Origin of the sequence: Staphylococcus roterodami (genome assembly GCA_022493055.1) — a bacterium.
Lineage (GTDB): Bacteria > Bacillota > Bacilli > Staphylococcales > Staphylococcaceae > Staphylococcus > Staphylococcus singaporensis.
Map to the genome: position 1 here is coordinate 2,774,899 of CP092781.1, position 17,232 is coordinate 2,792,130.

Below are 17,232 nucleotides of genomic sequence, written 5' to 3' on the forward strand. Positions count from 1 at the left end.
TCTAATTATGCTTGCGTATCATCTTCTTTGTCTTCGTCATTCTTTTTCTTTCTTTTCATTAGTCCTAGACCAATTAATAGTGTCATGACGCCACCTAATAATCCGCCTTGTTTAATTGAATCACCTGTATCTGGCAATTTCTTATCACTATGTGTTGTTGTAGTATCTTCCTTCATTGCTTCAGATGTTTCGCTAAATGTTGACTGAGAATGTGTTGCTGACTGAGAAACATTTGTATTCGGTGCCATTGACTCACTAGTTGATGTTGACGCACTTGCGATTTGTGTATGACTTGTACTCGTTGAATCTGACGGATACATAGAGTCAGATTCAGATATGCTTGTTGAAATCGAGTCCGACATAGAGCTAGACTCACTAATTGATGTTGATTCAGACGTACTTGTTGAAACGGACATGCTCAATGATTCTGATGTGCTGGTTGAATCTGAACCAGACATACTCATTGAATTAGAGTTGCTAATTGAAGCCGAGTTGAGTGTCGAACTAGACATACTTTGTGATTCAGATGTACTGATTGAAGTGGAATCACTTAATGACTCAGAACTACTTGTTGAATCTGATAGGCTCTCTGATTGAGACATACTATTTGATGCGGATTCACTCGTCAACGTTGAGCCACTTACTGATTCTGAAACACTGACTGACGTTGAGTCACTTGTCGAAATAAATATCACTTTGCTTTGAGAATCACTGACACTCACTGAATCGGACTCGCTCATACTATCTGAAGTTGATAGTGATGATGACAATGATGTACTTTGTGATATCGATGTACTTGCACTCGTTGACATTGACACTGATATTGATGTACTCAATGAAGTTGAGCCACTTGTACTTGTTGATTGACTTTGTGACATTGAATCACTTAATGATGTAGATGTACTTGTTGAGCTTGAGTCACTCATACTTGTCGATTCTGAGTTTGAACCACTAAGACTAGTAGATGTCGACTGCGATGTACTTTCGCTCGATGATGCGGATGTCGATTGTGATAATTTTAAGGAATCAGATTCGCTATTACTAGTTGATGTACTTGTTGAATCTGATAAACTTTGCGAATCACTCACACTTGTCGATTCAAAATTGCTCATACTTGTTGAGTCTGATTCTGACTCACTTACGCTCGTTGATATCGAATCGGAGTCGCTCGTACTTTGTGAGCTACTTAATGATTTTGAATCACTTAATGATTCTGAGGTACTCATACTTATTGAGTCACTCAATGATATTGATGTACTTAATGACGTTGAGTCACTTGTACTTGTTGAATCACTCGTTGATTGTGAACCACTTAGTGAATTGGACTCACTCACACTTTCTGATGCTCTCAACGATGTTGAGGTACTTAATGACGCTGAGTCACTTGTACTTGTTGAACTACTCAATGATTTCGAATCACTTAATGAATCGGACTCACTCACACTTTCTGATGCTCTCAACGATGTTGACGTACTTAATGACGTTGAATCACTTGTACTTGCTGAATCACTCATCGATTGTGAATCACTTAATGAATTGGACTCGCTCACACTTTCTGAATTTCTTAATGATGTTGACGTACTTAATGACGTTGAGTCGCTTGTACTTGTCGAGCTACTTAATGATTTTGAGGCGCTTTCTGAACTTGATTCACTTACACTTTCTGAACCACTTGTTGAGATTGAATCACTTTCCGACATCGATATACTTGTTGAATCGGAGTCGCTTGTACTTGCGCTTGCTGAGGTTGAATCACTTAATGACATTGAGATACTAGTTGAGTCTGATTGGCTCATACTCGATGATCCGGATATTGATGCACTCGTACTTTCTGATATTGACATTGAACCACTCAGACTTGCTGAGTCACTTGTCGACAGTGACACACTTTGTGAATCAGATTTACTCATACTTGTCGATGTACTTGTTGAGTCAGACATACTTTGTGAATTACTTGTAGACATCGATGTACTTGTTGAGTCTGATTGACTTGTACTTGCGCTTACTGATGTTGAATCACTTAATGACATTGAGATTGATGCTGACTCACTTGTACTCATACTTACTGATGTTGATTCACTTTGACTTGCTGAGTCAGACAAACTTGCAATTGTTGACATTCGATTAGATGTTGATTCACTTTGTGAAACACTCAGACTTGTTGATGTATTTAGTGAATCGGATTCACTTATACTTGCGCTTGCTGAGGTTGATTCACTTAACGATGCTGACGTTGAATCGGATTCACTTGTTGATGTTGAGGTACTTGCTGACTCCGATGTACTTTCTGATGCCGAATCGCTTATGCTTGATGAATCGCTAAGTGATGTTGAGGCGCTTGTTGATTCTGATTCACTTGTACTTTCGGATTTGCTTTCTGAATCTGATACACTCTCTGAATCACTTAACGATGTTGATGTGCTTGTTGATCCTGATTGACTTGTGCTTTTAGATATACTTGTTGAATCACTTAGTGACGTCGATGTTGATGTTGACTCACTTGTACTTGTTGAATGACTTGTATATGTTGATGTGCTTAGCGAATCGGATTCACTCGTGCTTGTACTTGTTGATGTTGAGTCGGATTTACTTGCACTCATTGACGTTGAACCGGACTCACTTGTGCTTGTTGAATCACTTAGCGATGTTGAGGTACTTAATGAATCGGATTTGCTTGCACTGATTGAATCGCTTGTCGATTCTGATGTACTTACCGAATTAGACTTACTTGTACTTGTCGAATCACTTAATGATGTTGATAAGCTTGTTGAATCGGACATACTTGTACTCATCGACTGACTTAGTGACATCGATGCACTTGCACTCTTAGCAGTTGACGCTGATATACTGTCACTAGTTGATGCAGAAACGGATTCACTTCCACTGGTTGAGGTGCTCAATGATGTTGATGTGCTTCCAGATTCTGATGTACTGTCTGATAAGGACATACTTGTACTTGTTGAGCTGCTCAATGACTCTGATGTCGATTCTGAAGTACTTTCACTCACTGATTCACTTACAAATGTTGATAAACTTTGTGACTTCGAATCACTCGTACTGTTAGATTCACTAGCGGATATCGATGTACTTAATGACTCTGATGTAAGTTTACTTGCAGATCCACTTACTGACGTTGAGTCGCTTATTGAATCAGACTCTGACGTGCTAAGGCTTTTTGACGTACTCAATGATGCTGAAGTTTGCTCTGATACACTTGTACTTTCTGATGTTGATGTACTTGCCGAATTAGATGTGCTCGTCATAATGCTTTCTGATACTGATTCACTAGATGCTGTTGATGCAGACATACTCCCACTCGTTGAATCGCTTAATGATGTTGATAAACTTGTTGAATCAGACATACTTGTACTTGTCGAAGTTGAGGTACTCAATGACTCTGACATGCGTAATGAATTACTTAATGACATAGACTTGCTAGATGAGTCTGATTGGCTAGTGCTTAATGACTGGGATTTGCTTGTTGAATCTGATGTACTTACTGAGTCACTTAGCGATTCGGATGCACTGCTAGATTGAGATGTACTTAATGATTCACTTACTGACGTAGATTTACTTGTTGATGCTGCTAAAGAATCACTCGTACTCACTGATTCGCTCAACACTTTCGATGTGCTTAATGACTCTGATGTACTCGTTGACGTGCTTTGAGATTCTGAAAGACTTAACGATCCAGATACAGAATCACTTGTACTTGTTGAATCGCTCAATGATTCTGATGTACTCATTGATTTAGATCCACTTGTGCTTATTGATGTTGAGCTGCTCAATGACTCTGATTTGCTTGTTGATGCACTTTGAGAGTCTGCAATGCTATTTGAAATGCTTACAGATTCTGATGTGCTGACTGACTCACTCAGTGATGTGGACGTACTTATAGCATTCGATGTGCTGTCACTTAGAGATTGAGAAGCACTTATAGATTCCGATGTGCTTGTTGATATACTTTGTGATTTCGATAAACTTCCTGATGTACTCATGCTTAATGAATCACTGAGTGACGTTGATGTACGCAATGAATCAGATGTACTTGTTGATAGACTTTCGGATTTTTCAGTACTGCTAGAGTTTGAAATAGAGTCGCTTAATGATGTTGATTTACTAGCTGAATCCGACATGCTTGACGATACACTTTGTGAATTTGCCAAACTTGTACTCGTTGAACTAGATGCACTATTACTTTCCGAAGTACTCAAAGATTTAGATACACTGGCAGAATCAGACAAGCTAGTACTTGTTGATTTTGATGTACTTGCTGAAGTTGACGTCGCGATAGATTCAGACGTGCTTGTTGATGCACTTTGAGAATTCACTGTGCTCGTTGACACACTTTGTGATTGTACAGTGCTACTCGATGTCGATACTGAATCGCTCATACTATTTCTTGTTACTTCATATTTAAAAGTTGTTGTCGTTTTGTTTCCACTAGTATCTGTAGACACTATTGTTACTGTATTTGTACCGATAGTTGTTGGCGTTCCACTAATCGTATTTGTTGTACTATCAAATGTTAATCCAGATGGCAATCCTGTTACAGTATTTGTTACAGTATTACCACTATTGAGTAGCAATTTTAATAGATGTTATTGGTGTGTACACTTCTGACGATTGATCTCCAATTGGTGTTACAGTTGGTGCTGTAGTATCTACAACATTTGTCGTAAAGGTCGTAGTCGATTTATTGTTTGCTTGATCAGTAGATACAACGGTTACTGTCGATTGGCCTATTTTCGTTGGTGTCCCGATAATTGAATTTGTTGCGCTATCATAACTTAGTCCTGAAGGTAGTCCGGTTACTGTATTTGTGACCGTTCCAGTTCCATTATCCGTTGTAGTTAATACAATCGGATTCATTGATTTACCAACTTCAGTAGTTTGATTGCCTACAGTTACAGTTGGTGCTTTCACATCAGTAAAGTAATATGTTACAGATTGTCCAGCATTCGTCATTTTTACAGTTTTATTAGTATCGTTATAAGTTGATGCATATGAACTATCTACCGATGTATAGTTATATCCTTTAGCAGACATTGCTGATTGTTGATTGTCAATTGTTACTACTTGGTCAACATTTCCTGAATATGTTTTAGGGGGAATAATATCTTTACCTGTTGTTACATCAACGTATCTCACTTGCGTAACAGCAGATTCTGTATATTCGAATGTCCCAAACTGTACTTGTTGTAAATTTGTCGCGCCACCTGTCGAAGCTGTCATTGATAATGAAAAGTTGGTCGTACCACTTTTCGCAATCCAATCTGAAATATTACGTGTCCATGTTTGACCTGCATACGTGACAGTCATAACTTTTGTATCGCCATTATAATTAATATCAAAATCTTGGAACGTATTGTTTGTAGGTTGCACTTTCAACTTCGCTGCATTATCAGCCGTTGAACTTGATGTATACGTTGTCGCAACGCCATAACTGTCTGTTGTAACAAAGGCACCGAATGCACCACCCCCTGCAACACTTTTTGGGTCAGCATTTGCTTTTGCTGCTGAATTTGGTTTAGATGTATTGTGGTACGTATCCAATTTGAAGCCGAATGCATTACTCAACCCACCGATACCTACCGCGGCACCATTTAATCCTGTTTCTCCTAATACACCTGGTGAAAAGGCAAACCCGATACCATCGCCACCATTACCATATCCTTCATATTTATTACCTAAATTTACTTTTCCAGAAAAATGAAAACTCTTATTAGAGTCAATACGCGTTCCTAAAGTAATGGCTCCTTTTTGGCTCGTTGTATCTTGTGTTAACGTTACAATACCTGTACTTTGATCATAAGTAGCATTTCCAGAAGTCGTCATGTATTGTTTTAAATTATCTTTATTAACTGTAATTGTATTGGCTGTAACGGTATTTGTTGTGGTAGCTGATGCAAATGTTGACATTGCTAATCGACTGAAGGTTCTAAGTTTTACTGGCGTTGTGCTGGTTGACGTAGTATTTGCTTTACTTAAATTAGTTGAAGATGGTGCTATTGTTTGCGAAGTATTATTTGATGCAGTACTTTGATTTATTAATGTGTTACTCTGTTGTTCTGTACTTGAAGTTAAAGACTTCGACTTAGTATCAGAAATTGATGTGTTATTCTTTGAGGATGTTGATTCAGATGTAGATGCTGTTGTCTCTTGTTGATTGCTTGTGCTGTTAACTGTAGATGCGACACTTTCAGACTTTTCACTTGAAGTAGTATCGCTATTTGATGCTTGTATTGAACTACTATTTTTCGTTGTGTTTGTAGAATCTGTTGTCGATGTTGACCCTTCGATAGTAGTTGAGTTTTGATTACCTACTGTTTCACTTTGCGTATTTAATTCAGATGTTAATGGTGCATCTGACGCTGCAAAAGCTTGCTGATCATGTAGCATATTGACAGTAAATGCCCCTCCAATAACTGCTGTTGTTTTAAGACCATAACTTGTCATTTTCTTACTTACGCTATCATTATCATATTTATCTATTTCTTGGCTAATAAATGGTAAACCTATAATTTTAAACATTTCTAATTCTTTAATTCCAGATTTAACCCAATTTTTTCCGGACTTATAAAGTTTCACTCTTGTTTTTTCGTTTACTAAGCTGTCATGAAATGCTTTTTGTCTTTTACTCATGTAATAACTCCTTGTATCATCTTATATTCATTAGACTATAATATATGTCACTATTCAATTTAATACAACTCTTTTTTGATACAAAAATACTCATTTTGTTAAAATTTGTAAAAATTCATTTTTATTTGCCTAAATGGAATCGTTTTCATATTTTTAAAATTACTTTTTCTCGTTTATGCGTATAATCTTTTTTATATAAATTTGGCTAATCGACTTTATGTTTAATAATTATAATTGTTTCGTTTTTAAAATAATTATTGTATTAATATATCTATATCATCCACCTTTTATTTATAAATAGTTAATTTACAACTAAACGATAAATATTATATGCAAAATACATCTTTAATATTAAAGTAATACCAATATATTTTCAATAAACCTAGTGTAATATATGTGTAATTCTAAAAGATTCTTCTTTGAAAATATAAATACCACGACATATTGCTTTAACATTTTCATTTATAAAGCGAAAAAATGCATCGCTACTAAGTTGAATGTTTAGTAACGATGCATTGAATTCACTAAAATGATTAAATTACTTATCTCTTTTCATCTGATTGATTATCGAAATTTCTTCCTTCTAAACCTGCTAACTCTTCTTTAGAAGCTGCAGGTGCTTTCATTTCAAATATCTCATTCACTACTGTGTAATCGTAATATCCTAATCTAGCAATAGGTTTAATCGACTTAATGTCTAATTTACCATTATCAAGAATAACCTTATCGTCAATATGAACTTGGGCAACTCTTCCTATAACAATATCTACGGTAGATACTGGATCTCCAGTTGGAATGCGAATCGTTTGAACGTACTCACATTCAAAATGTACTGGCGATTCTTTTACACGATATCCTGGAGCTTCTATACATTTTTCCTTTGTTACACCTGCAAAATTAAATTCATCCTCTTCTGGTGGCAATGCTTTCGATGATAAATTAACTGCTTCTCTTAAATCATACGTTGCCATATTCCACACAAACCAACCTGTCTCTTCAGCATTTTTCACTGTATCTTTACGTTCGTGATCACCAAGAACGGATTGATTTGCTGCGAACATAACCATAGGCGGATCCCAAGTTAAGTTTTGATACTGACTATAAGGCGCTAAATTATCTTTCCCATCTTTCGATACAGTAGAAATCCAACCTATCGGACGAGGTACTGTACTACTTTTAAATGGGTCGTGCGGTAAACCATGACTTCTTACACCTTGTTTTGGCGAATAATTCATACTATCTTCACCCCTTATAAGTAATTACATTTAAGGTTACGCCCTCTTTACATAAGCGTCTAATATAAATAAACAATTTATTTATAAGTAGAAACTATATATGATGTGGTTTCTTCTCTTGTATGCTTACTTCTCAATTTATAGAAATATGTTTATGCAATTAATATTTATGATATCTTTTGTAAATTTAATTAATTATAGTTACTTCAATCATGATTAGTTTATAATAATATTGAATAACAATATTTTGATTTTTGTATAATTTATCTAGATTCTGAAAAATAGCGCAATACAAAGGGGTTGTCTATCTATGAGAAAACTTATGCAAATCATGCTATGCACTTCGATTATTTTAGGAGGATGTTCTTTCATACCAAAGAATCAAACAAAATCTATACCAAAAACGGTTAGCGTCAAAGATTACGATGGTAAATATATTGGTGAACATAAAAAAAGAAATGAAGTGTTTCTTAAAAAACATAAAGATGAAGCGATCAAAAAATATAAAGACTACGTGAAAGACACATTTGGTTATGATTGTAAAGTTAATTTAGTAGAAGCCTATACTAATAAATCTGGATTTAGTGAGAAAAGTAAAACGGATGGATTAGTAGTCGTCGGTACTGTCAATTATGACGTTCCTTTTCAGTTTAGACTGATTTTTGTTGAGTCTGAAAATGGTATAACTATTTCAACATTTACACCTGGTCATGTAAACGAAACATCAGCTGCCGTTTCAGCCATGATGTACAAACGTTATGAACATGAAATTGAACAAGCTCGATTAAAATTCAAATCAGAAGTTGAGAAAAATGGTTATTATGCCATGAATGAAAAACTTCAAAAGAAGCAAGAATTCAATGGCGTTACTAAACAATTTTTGAATTTCAACACAGACAGTATCGATGATTTGGATAAGTTCAAAAAAGAATTCAAACCTATTATGCACTTAAAAGGTGATGCATTCAATCAACAGTTACAAAATTTAATTAACAAATATCCACAAATACAAAAAAACATGAATTCTGACTTTATTGCCTATTACGATAAGAAAAGCACAAAAGTCGTTAATAAATATTCATGGGATTTACAGGTACCAACAAATGACACAATGAGAAAAATACCAGGATCAAAAATGATGTATTTTTACAAAGACAGTGTTTCTCCATCTGAAATTGGAGAAGATGGTAGGTTAGAAAACAGGGCTGATAAGATATCAATGGATGGTGGTAACTGGGATGAGAATAAAAAGAATTAAAGTAGTGCAATGTCAAAAAAAATTATATTTATATCTCCCAAACACTACTTATCATGAGGAGATATTAAAAATGAGAAAAGTAACTAGCTTTGTATTGTGTACATCACTTATTTTAGGTGGCTGCTCTTTCATATCAAAGAATCAAACAAAAGATATTCCAAAGACGGTTAGTGTCAAAGATTATGATGGTAAATATATTGGCGAACATAAAAAAAGAAATGAAGTATTTCTGAAAAAACATAAAGATGAAGCGATCAAAAAATATAAAGACTACGTGAAAGACACCTTTGGTTATGATTGTAAAATTAATTTGGTGGAGGCCTATACTAATAAATCTGGGTTTAGTAAGAAAAGTAAGGTAGATGGTATATCAGTGGTTGGTACGGTCAATTATGACGTTCCTTTTCAACTCCAATTACTTTTTGTTGAATCTGATAATGGTGTAACCATCACTACATTTACACCTGGACATATAAATGAAACATCAGCGGCAGTTGCAGCCATGATGTATAAACGTTATGAACCTGAAATCGAACAAGCTCGGTTAAAATTTAAATCAGAAGTTGAGAAAAACGGTTATTACACCATGAATGAAAAACTTCAAAAGAAGCAAGAATTCAATGGCGTTACTAAACCATTTTTGAATTTCAACACAGACAGTATCGATGACTTAAAAAAGTTTAAACAAGAATTTAAGCCTGTTATGCACTTAAAAGGAGAAGCATTTAATCAACAATTACAAAATTTAATTAATAAATATCCTGAAATTAAGAAAAGCATGAACTCAGACTTTATTGCCTATTATGATAAGAAAAGCACAAAAAATGTTAATAAATATTCATGGGATTTACAAATACCAACCAATGACACAATGAAAAAAATACCTGGATCGAAAATGATGTATTTTTATAAAGACAGTGTTTCTCCATCTGAAATTGGAGAAGATGGTAGGTTAGAAAATAAGACTAATAAAATAACTATGTCTGGTGGAAATTGGGAAGAGATTCAAAAAGAAATAAAATAGTGCAATGTTAAAAAAAATTATATTTATATCCCCAAAACACTACTTATCATGAGGAGATATTAAAAATGAGAAAAGTAACTAGCTTTGTATTGTGTACATCACTTATTTTAGGTGGTTTGCTCTTTCATGCCAAAGAATCAAACAAAATCTATTCCAAAAGCGGTTAGCGTCAAAGATTACGATGGTAAATATATTGGTGAGCATAAAAAAAGAAATGAAGTATTTCTGAAAAAACATAAAGATGAAGCGATAAAAAAATATAAAGACTACGTGAAAGATACCTTTGGCTATGATTGTAAAATTAATTTAGTTGATGCCTATACTAATAAATCTGGATTTAGTGAGAAAAGTAAAATGGATGGTATATCAGTGGTTGGTACGGTCAATTATGACGTTCCTTTTCAACTCCAATTACTTTTTGTTGAATCTGATAATGGTGTAACCATCACTACATTTACACCTGGACATATAAATGAAACATCAGCGGCAGTTGCAGCCATGATGTATAAACGTTATGAACCTGAAATCGAACAAGCTCGGTTAAAATTTAAATCAGAAGTTGAGAAAAACGGTTATTACACCATGAATGAAAAACTTCAAAAGAAGCAAGAATTCAATGGCGTTACTAAACCATTTTTGAATTTCAACACAGACAGTATCGATGACTTAAAAAAGTTTAAACAAGAATTTAAGCCTGTTATGCACTTAAAAGGAGAAGCATTTAATCAACAATTACAAAATTTAATTAATAAATATCCTGAAATTAAGAAAAGCATGAACTCAGACTTTATTGCCTATTATGATAAGAAAAGCACAAAAAATGTTAATAAATATTCATGGGATTTACAAATACCAACCAATGACACAATGAAAAAAATACCTGGATCGAAAATGATGTATTTTTATAAAGACAGTGTTTCTCCATCTGAAATTGGAGAAGATGGTAGGTTAGAAAATAAGACTAATAAAATAACTATGTCTGGTGGAAATTGGGAAGAGATTCAAAAAGAAATAAAATAGTGCAATGTTAAAAAAAATTATATTTATATCCCCAAAACACTACTTATCATGAGGAGATATTAAAAATGAGAAAAGTAACTAGCTTTGTATTGTGTACATCACTTATTTTAGGTGGCTGCTCTTTCATGCCAAAGAATCAAACAAAATCTATTCCAAAAGCGGTTAGCGTCAAAGATTACGATGGTAAATATATTGGTGAGCATAAAAAAAGAAATGAAGTATTTCTGAAAAAACATAAAGATGAAGCGATAAAAAAATATAAAGACTACGTGAAAGATACCTTTGGCTATGATTGTAAAATTAATTTAGTTGATGCCTATACTAATAAATCTGGATTTAGTGAGAAAAGTAAAATGGATGGTATATCAGTGGTTGGTACGGTCAATTATGACGTTCCTTTTCAACTCCAATTACTTTTTGTTGAGTCTGAAAATGGCGTAGCTATCACTACATTTACACCTGGTCATGTAAATGAAACATCAGCGGCAGTTGCAGCCATGATGTATAAACGTTATGAACATGAAATTGAACAAGCTCGATTAAAACTTAAAAGTGAAATTGAAAAAGATGGCTATTTTGCGATGAGCCAAAAACTTCAAGTAAAACAAGAATTCAATGGCGTTACAAAACAATACTTGAATTTCAGTACAGATAGTATCGATGATTTGGAGAAATTCAAAAAAGAATTCAAACCTGTTATGCACTTAAAAGGAGAAGCATTCAATCAACAATTACAAAATTTAATTAATAAATATCCTGAAATACAGAAAAACATGAAATCTGAGTTCATTGCTTATTATGACAAAGAAAAAAATAGAGAAACAGTAAAAGACTACGCTTGGAATCTTCAAAAATCTATAAATAACGTTATGCAATCATATCCTAGCACAAAATTTGTACAGTTTTATAAAGATGATGTTTCCCCTTCAATGATAGATGGAAATGGCCGCTTAAAATCGGATGCTAATGTAATTTCCATCGAGGGAGGAAAGTATAATGAGAACAAATAATCACATTAACTTTACAATTAAATATAAAATTATTAGCTATTACAAGAATAATTAAGTTATAATTATATTGCATTAAAAAACTTTAACTATTATTTATATTTTTGTTTTCATTATAAAAACACTCAATATAGAGGAGAAATTAAAAATGAGAAAAGTAACTGGCTTTGTATTGTGTACATCACTTATTTTAGGAGGTTGCTCATTTATGCATAAAGATCAAACAAAAGATATCCCAAAGACGGTTAGCGTCAAAGATTACGATGGTAAATATATTGGCGAACATAAAAAAAGAAATGAAGTCTTTCTGAAAAAACATAAAGATGAAGCAATTAAAAAATATAAAGACTACGTGAAAGACACCTTTGGCTATGATTGTAAAATTAATTTGGTGGAGGCCTATACTAATAAATCTGGATTTAGTGAGAAAAGTAAAACGGATGGATTAGTAGTCGTCGGTACGGTCAATTACGATATTCCTTTTCAGTTTAGACTGATTTTTGTTGAATCTGACAATGGCATAGCTATCACAACATTTACACCTGGTCATAAAAACGAAACGTCAGCCGCAGTTGCAGCTATGATGTATAAGCGTTATGAACATGATATAGAACAAGCTCGATTAAAATTTAAATCAGAGGTTGAGAAAAATGGTTATTATGCCATGAATGAAAAACTGGAAGTTAAACAAGAATTTAATGGTGTTACAAAACAATACTTAAATTTCAATACCGTTAGCATCGATGATCTAGATAAGTTTAAAAAAGAATTTAAGCCTGTTATGCACTTAAAAGGTGATGCATTCAATCAACAGTTACAATCTTTGATTAACAAATATCCTCAAATACAAGAAAATATGAATTCTGACTTTATTGCCTATTATGATAAGAAAAGCACAAAAAATGTTAATAAATATTCATGGGATTTACAAATACCAACAAATGACACAATGAAAAAAATACCAGGATTGAAAATGATGTATTTTTACAAGGACAATGTATCTCCAACCGAAATTGGAGAAGATGGCAGGTTAGAAAACAGGGTTGATAAGATATCAATGGATGGTGGTAACTGGGATAAGAATAAAAAAAATTAACATCATAGTATATTACAACAAAATAAGTCGAATTTTTCATCAAATTTAACTATACTAGAACTCTTATAACTGGAGATAGATACTAATGAAAAAGAGTAATCATATAACTGACTTAGATGCTATTGAATTAAGTAGTGGATGGAATTACAATGACAAAATAAAATTGTCAGATGAGATTCATGTTAATGGAAATCAATATAAAGTTATTAAGGATCAAAAACCTACCAATACTGGACTCGGCTATAAATTATATGAACGTTATGATAATAATAGAAGTACAGGAAAGTTAATCATATCATTTGATGGTACTGACTTTAGTGACCCAAACGATGTAAATACAGATTTAAGACTAGCCGGGGACTCCATTCCAAATCAATTGCTGGAAGCAGGGAAGGTGTATACTGATTTAAAAAATAAATATAACGACGCAAATACATTGAGTTCGTTTGAATTCAAGTCAAAGTACAATGAGTCTGCTAATAAATACATAGGAAAATCAATCACAAATGCAGGGGGTAATTCACTCTCTGGAGCCATAGCTCAATATTTAGGTGTATTAGATCCAGGGCTTAACGTAACTACTACAAATTCTGCACCTATGCCAAGATCTATTACTCGTATGGCTCGTCGAGATGCAAATAATATACATAATTACCACAGTAGAAGTGATGTCTTGACTAGAATTAATATAGGTGGGCTTATGTATAATTCCATGGTCGGAAAACACATTTTCCTAGAAAATGGTGTGTCTACGTTTGGAGCATTGATACCTGCTCATACTGGATACAACTTTGAAGAAAAAGAGAAGTTAGACCATTTTGATCAAGACAATATTATTAACAAGGAAGTCTATACGAGCCGCAATGGATTGAAAATTTATGCTGACATGGATGAACATACTCCTATATTTGTATGGAGTGGTGATGCTATTGGTGCTGGCACATCAAAAATAAAATTAGATAAAGGGCACCTGGCGGATTTAAACGACTATGTGCATGGTAGATTAACCGAATATGTAAATAATATTGATCTTAAAATGAAAGATATTCGAACATCCGTTGAACGTGAAAATAATAATTTTAGTCAACATGTAAATGAAACGAAAGATTATTTTAAAAAAGTAATAAAACTTAACGAATTAGAAGCTTGGATTCACAACATATCCAATCTAATTAGAACTAATATTGAAAGTAAAGCGGATGAATTAAAAGGTAACCTCAGAACACTTAGAGACCAAGATAATATTTTAGATTTAGTGGGTGCCGATCATATTATTAATTCAATTATTGATTTTATTGATAAAATTACCGATAAAATTTCAAAATTCATTAAATATGGTGAAGATTTCATGGAAGCTGCTTTTGATATAGTTAGCAACACTATTGTCAAAATGTTTGTCAACTTATCAGAAGGATTTGAGGATGGTGTTAGAGAAGAAGTTTTAGCCCATTTGAATGTTGTCATACCAAATATTCAAATTATCAAAAATCAAGTCACTCATTTCGGTGATGGCATTAATGATATATTGACCCAAATGACCCACTTGGATGACAATGTAATGGTTAACAACGTACCTATCAATAAAAATGCTACAAAGCAAACATCAAAACCACTTGCAGAATCTAAGAATTTATTATTAAATTTAGAAATCCGAAATAAAGTGATGGAATCTGGTTTGGGTACACTTGCGTCAAATATAAATCTTTTGATAGTACCAGAAACAGTAAGAATCATTGCGCTCATTTCTATAGTTGATGCATGCACACCAACATTATCTTATTTTGTTGGTAAGATTGAATGGATTGCATCCAAAGTTCCATTTGCCAAGACAACAGCAGAAACACTTAAATCTTTTAAAAATCTTATTGATAAGTTACATCAACAACTAACTGATATGCGATTAATCCTAGGTGAACTTATTTTTACAGAATATATTATCAATGAAATGCAAGATTTTTTCAAAAATGCACTACTATCAGATAGCCTTTTAAGAGATATTAAAGTATTAAGTGCTAATGCTAAAGGTGACGCTGACATGCTAGAAACAGAACTTCGTGCTGTAATAAACGCAATGTCTCAAAACGAAGGTAAATCTGTTGATGCACTTAAAAATAGTACCGCTTCTCTAAAAAACAATCTAACCAAATTAAAAGAGCAACTCGATAAAACTACACATTAATTTCATACATTTTGAGTGAACAGAATATTATTTCCATGCAAACATTCCTAAACTACACATGTTACATAATTGATTCATTTTTATAGAAACGGGTAAAAATGATAAAGTAATTATCTTTCACAAAAAATCAAATATTGGGAGGAATTAAATATGATTTTGCGTTATGCAACGAATTTAAAACTTGCGAAAGAGCTATATCAAGCTAGTAAACCTAAATTACAAGAGGATAAAGGTATGATTGAACTGTTTGAACATACTTTTGGCTTACAAAAAGAACTTGTAAAATACGTCGGAATTGCAGAAGCAACTACTGCTGCTTTATACTCAGCTAGCTTTATCAATAAAAACATTTCTCGCCTTGCTTCACTATCAACGATAGGCATTTTAAGTGTAGCTGTTTACAAACATTTTGAAGCTGGCCAAGGTAAAAAAGGTGCACAACATGCATTAGATTTATTAGGTCTTGCTACTTTAAGTTTACTAGATACATTTTCTTGTAATAAAAAATAGTCTTCATTTTAGAAGCACATACTTTAGCACATATGTACTTTTGTTTTAATCCATAAACAGTACACTGCTATAGCATGTGTTTTGTTATTTTTCAGGTCTATCTATTGTAAATAATCCCCCTAATTTAGCATAATCGTTTCCAGCTAAACGTGAAACAGCTTGTAACGTATGTGGATTGATTTTAAAATCTCCTTCATAAATACTATCATCAATATGATAAGTTACAATTTCACCTATTATTAAGTCTGCCCCATCCAGCTCATCCCCCAGTAATATTATTTGCGATAGTTTACATTCGAATCTTATTTTCGCTTCTTGGATTCCTGGCGTCTTAATTGCTGTAGATGTTATAAGTGATAAATCTGTACGACTCAACTCGCTGTCTCCGTATACTAAAGGCGCTGCAGTCTCATTAATATCTTGAACGTTATCTTCGTCTGTAATATGCACAACAAAGTCTCCAACCCGTTCTATATTCAATGCAGTATCTTTTCTCTTACCTCCTGCACGTTGCACTGCAATTGCAATCATTGGCGGATGATTATTAACAATATTAAAAAAGCTAAATGGTGCTGCATTAACAGATCTATCTTGATTTAATGTAGTTACAAAAGCTATAGGTCGTGGAATAATTGAACCAATTAACAATTTATAGTTTTCTTTATCGGATAATGACTGTGCATCAAACGTATGCATATGACTAACCTCTTTTCTTAGTATAAACATCTATTTCTCTGATTTTAGTTAATTTAAACATCCAGTTTCCTTCTGAAATGAAAAATTACTTATATTTGTCTAATAAGTCTTTTGAAATATGGCACAAATGAATATCTTCTGGATATTTTGATAAATGTTGCTGATGTTCTTCTGCACTTTTAATATAGTTAGACAGAGGTAAGACTTCCACTGCAATTTGATCCCTGTCTTTTCGTCCATTGATGAACTGCCGTGCTTCAATTAGATGGTCATTTACACAACTATATAATCCCGTTCGATACTTTTCACCAATATCATTTCCTTGTTGATTCACACTGTATGGATTAATGATTTTAAATAAATAATTCATGATGTCTGTAATTGATAACTTACTATCATCAAATTGAAGTTTCACACATTCAGCATAGCCATCATACGGACCATCTAATCTAGAAGTTTGTCCATTTGCTCTTCCTGCTTCTGTATGTATGATTCCTGGAATTGTTGAGAAAAATGCTTCTACGCCCCATAAACATCCCCCTGCTACATAAACAACTGCCAT

9 protein-coding genes and 2 pseudogenes are annotated in these 17,232 nt (G+C 33.4%); 7 read left to right on the forward strand and 4 right to left on the reverse strand.

All coding sequences use genetic code 11. The features are described 5' to 3' along the window. Positions 1–5 precede the first annotated feature (5 nt). Both ML436_13530 and ML436_13535 read right to left on the reverse strand, forming a co-directional pair. A pseudogene (locus tag ML436_13530) lies at positions 6–6,645 on the reverse strand (KxYKxGKxW signal peptide domain-containing protein). A 542-nt stretch (positions 6,646–7,187) separates the two neighbouring features. Further along, entirely contained in the window at positions 7,188–7,880 is a 693-nt protein-coding gene (locus tag ML436_13535; GenBank protein ID UMT78122.1) for a flavin reductase family protein, read from the reverse strand. Between the two features lie 310 nt (positions 7,881–8,190). Here ML436_13535 and ML436_13540 point away from each other — a divergent pair, with 310 nt between their 5' ends. The 7 genes and pseudogenes from ML436_13540 to ML436_13570 all read left to right on the forward strand — a co-directional run bounded on the left by ML436_13540 (position 8,191) and on the right by ML436_13570 (position 15,974). After that, positions 8,191–9,138 carry a hypothetical protein gene (locus tag ML436_13540; protein ID UMT78123.1) on the forward strand — a complete coding sequence of 316 codons (948 nt, stop codon included), beginning with the start codon at positions 8,191–8,193 and terminating at the stop codon, positions 9,136–9,138. A 70-nt stretch (positions 9,139–9,208) separates the two neighbouring features. Continuing rightward, entirely contained in the window at positions 9,209–10,162 is a 954-nt protein-coding gene (locus tag ML436_13545; GenBank protein ID UMT78124.1) for a hypothetical protein, read from the forward strand. A 65-nt stretch (positions 10,163–10,227) separates the two neighbouring features. Next, positions 10,228–11,182: pseudogene (locus tag ML436_13550) on the forward strand (hypothetical protein). Positions 11,183–11,247: 65 nt separating this feature from the next. Then, on the forward strand, positions 11,248–12,192 hold the full coding sequence (locus tag ML436_13555) for a hypothetical protein (protein ID UMT78125.1): 945 nt from the start codon (positions 11,248–11,250) through the stop codon (positions 12,190–12,192). Between the two features lie 145 nt (positions 12,193–12,337). Beyond that, positions 12,338–13,285, forward strand: coding sequence for a hypothetical protein (locus ML436_13560; GenBank protein ID UMT78126.1), 948 nt, complete (start codon positions 12,338–12,340; stop codon positions 13,283–13,285). Positions 13,286–15,230: 1,945 nt separating this feature from the next. Then, positions 15,231–15,464: a hypothetical protein gene (locus ML436_13565; GenBank protein UMT79526.1), complete on the forward strand. Its 234-nt coding sequence runs from the start codon at positions 15,231–15,233 to the stop codon at positions 15,462–15,464. A gap of 150 nt (positions 15,465–15,614) precedes the next feature. Next, on the forward strand, positions 15,615–15,974 hold the full coding sequence (locus ML436_13570; GenBank protein UMT78127.1) for a hypothetical protein: 360 nt from the start codon (positions 15,615–15,617) through the stop codon (positions 15,972–15,974). Between the two features lie 84 nt (positions 15,975–16,058). Here the strand turns inward: ML436_13570 and ML436_13575 are convergent, their stop codons facing one another. Beyond that, complete coding sequence (locus ML436_13575; protein UMT78128.1) at positions 16,059–16,670, reverse strand: flavin reductase family protein; 612 nt, start codon at positions 16,668–16,670, stop codon at positions 16,059–16,061. Between the two features lie 85 nt (positions 16,671–16,755). Further along, a complete protein-coding gene (locus ML436_13580) occupies positions 16,756–17,232 on the reverse strand; it encodes a peptide-methionine (S)-S-oxide reductase (protein ID UMT78129.1) in 477 nt (158 codons plus the stop codon).

Bases quoted from the DNA above. Each gene is read 5' to 3' on its own strand.
- ML436_13535 (UMT78122.1), bottom strand. From the start codon at position 7,880: ATGAATTATTCGCCAAAACAAGGTGTAAGAAGTCATGGTTTACCGCAC.
- ML436_13565 (UMT79526.1), top strand. From the start codon at position 15,231: ATGCAAGATTTTTTCAAAAATGCACTACTATCAGATAGCCTTTTAAGA.
- ML436_13540 (UMT78123.1), top strand. From the start codon at position 8,191: ATGAGAAAACTTATGCAAATCATGCTATGCACTTCGATTATTTTAGGA.
- ML436_13575 (UMT78128.1), bottom strand. From the start codon at position 16,670: ATGCATACGTTTGATGCACAGTCATTATCCGATAAAGAAAACTATAAA.
- ML436_13570 (UMT78127.1), top strand. From the start codon at position 15,615: ATGATTTTGCGTTATGCAACGAATTTAAAACTTGCGAAAGAGCTATAT.
- ML436_13580 (UMT78129.1), bottom strand. From the start codon at position 17,232: ATGGCAGTTGTTTATGTAGCAGGGGGATGTTTATGGGGCGTAGAAGCA.
- ML436_13555 (UMT78125.1), top strand. From the start codon at position 11,248: ATGAGAAAAGTAACTAGCTTTGTATTGTGTACATCACTTATTTTAGGT.
- ML436_13545 (UMT78124.1), top strand. From the start codon at position 9,209: ATGAGAAAAGTAACTAGCTTTGTATTGTGTACATCACTTATTTTAGGT.
- ML436_13560 (UMT78126.1), top strand. From the start codon at position 12,338: ATGAGAAAAGTAACTGGCTTTGTATTGTGTACATCACTTATTTTAGGA.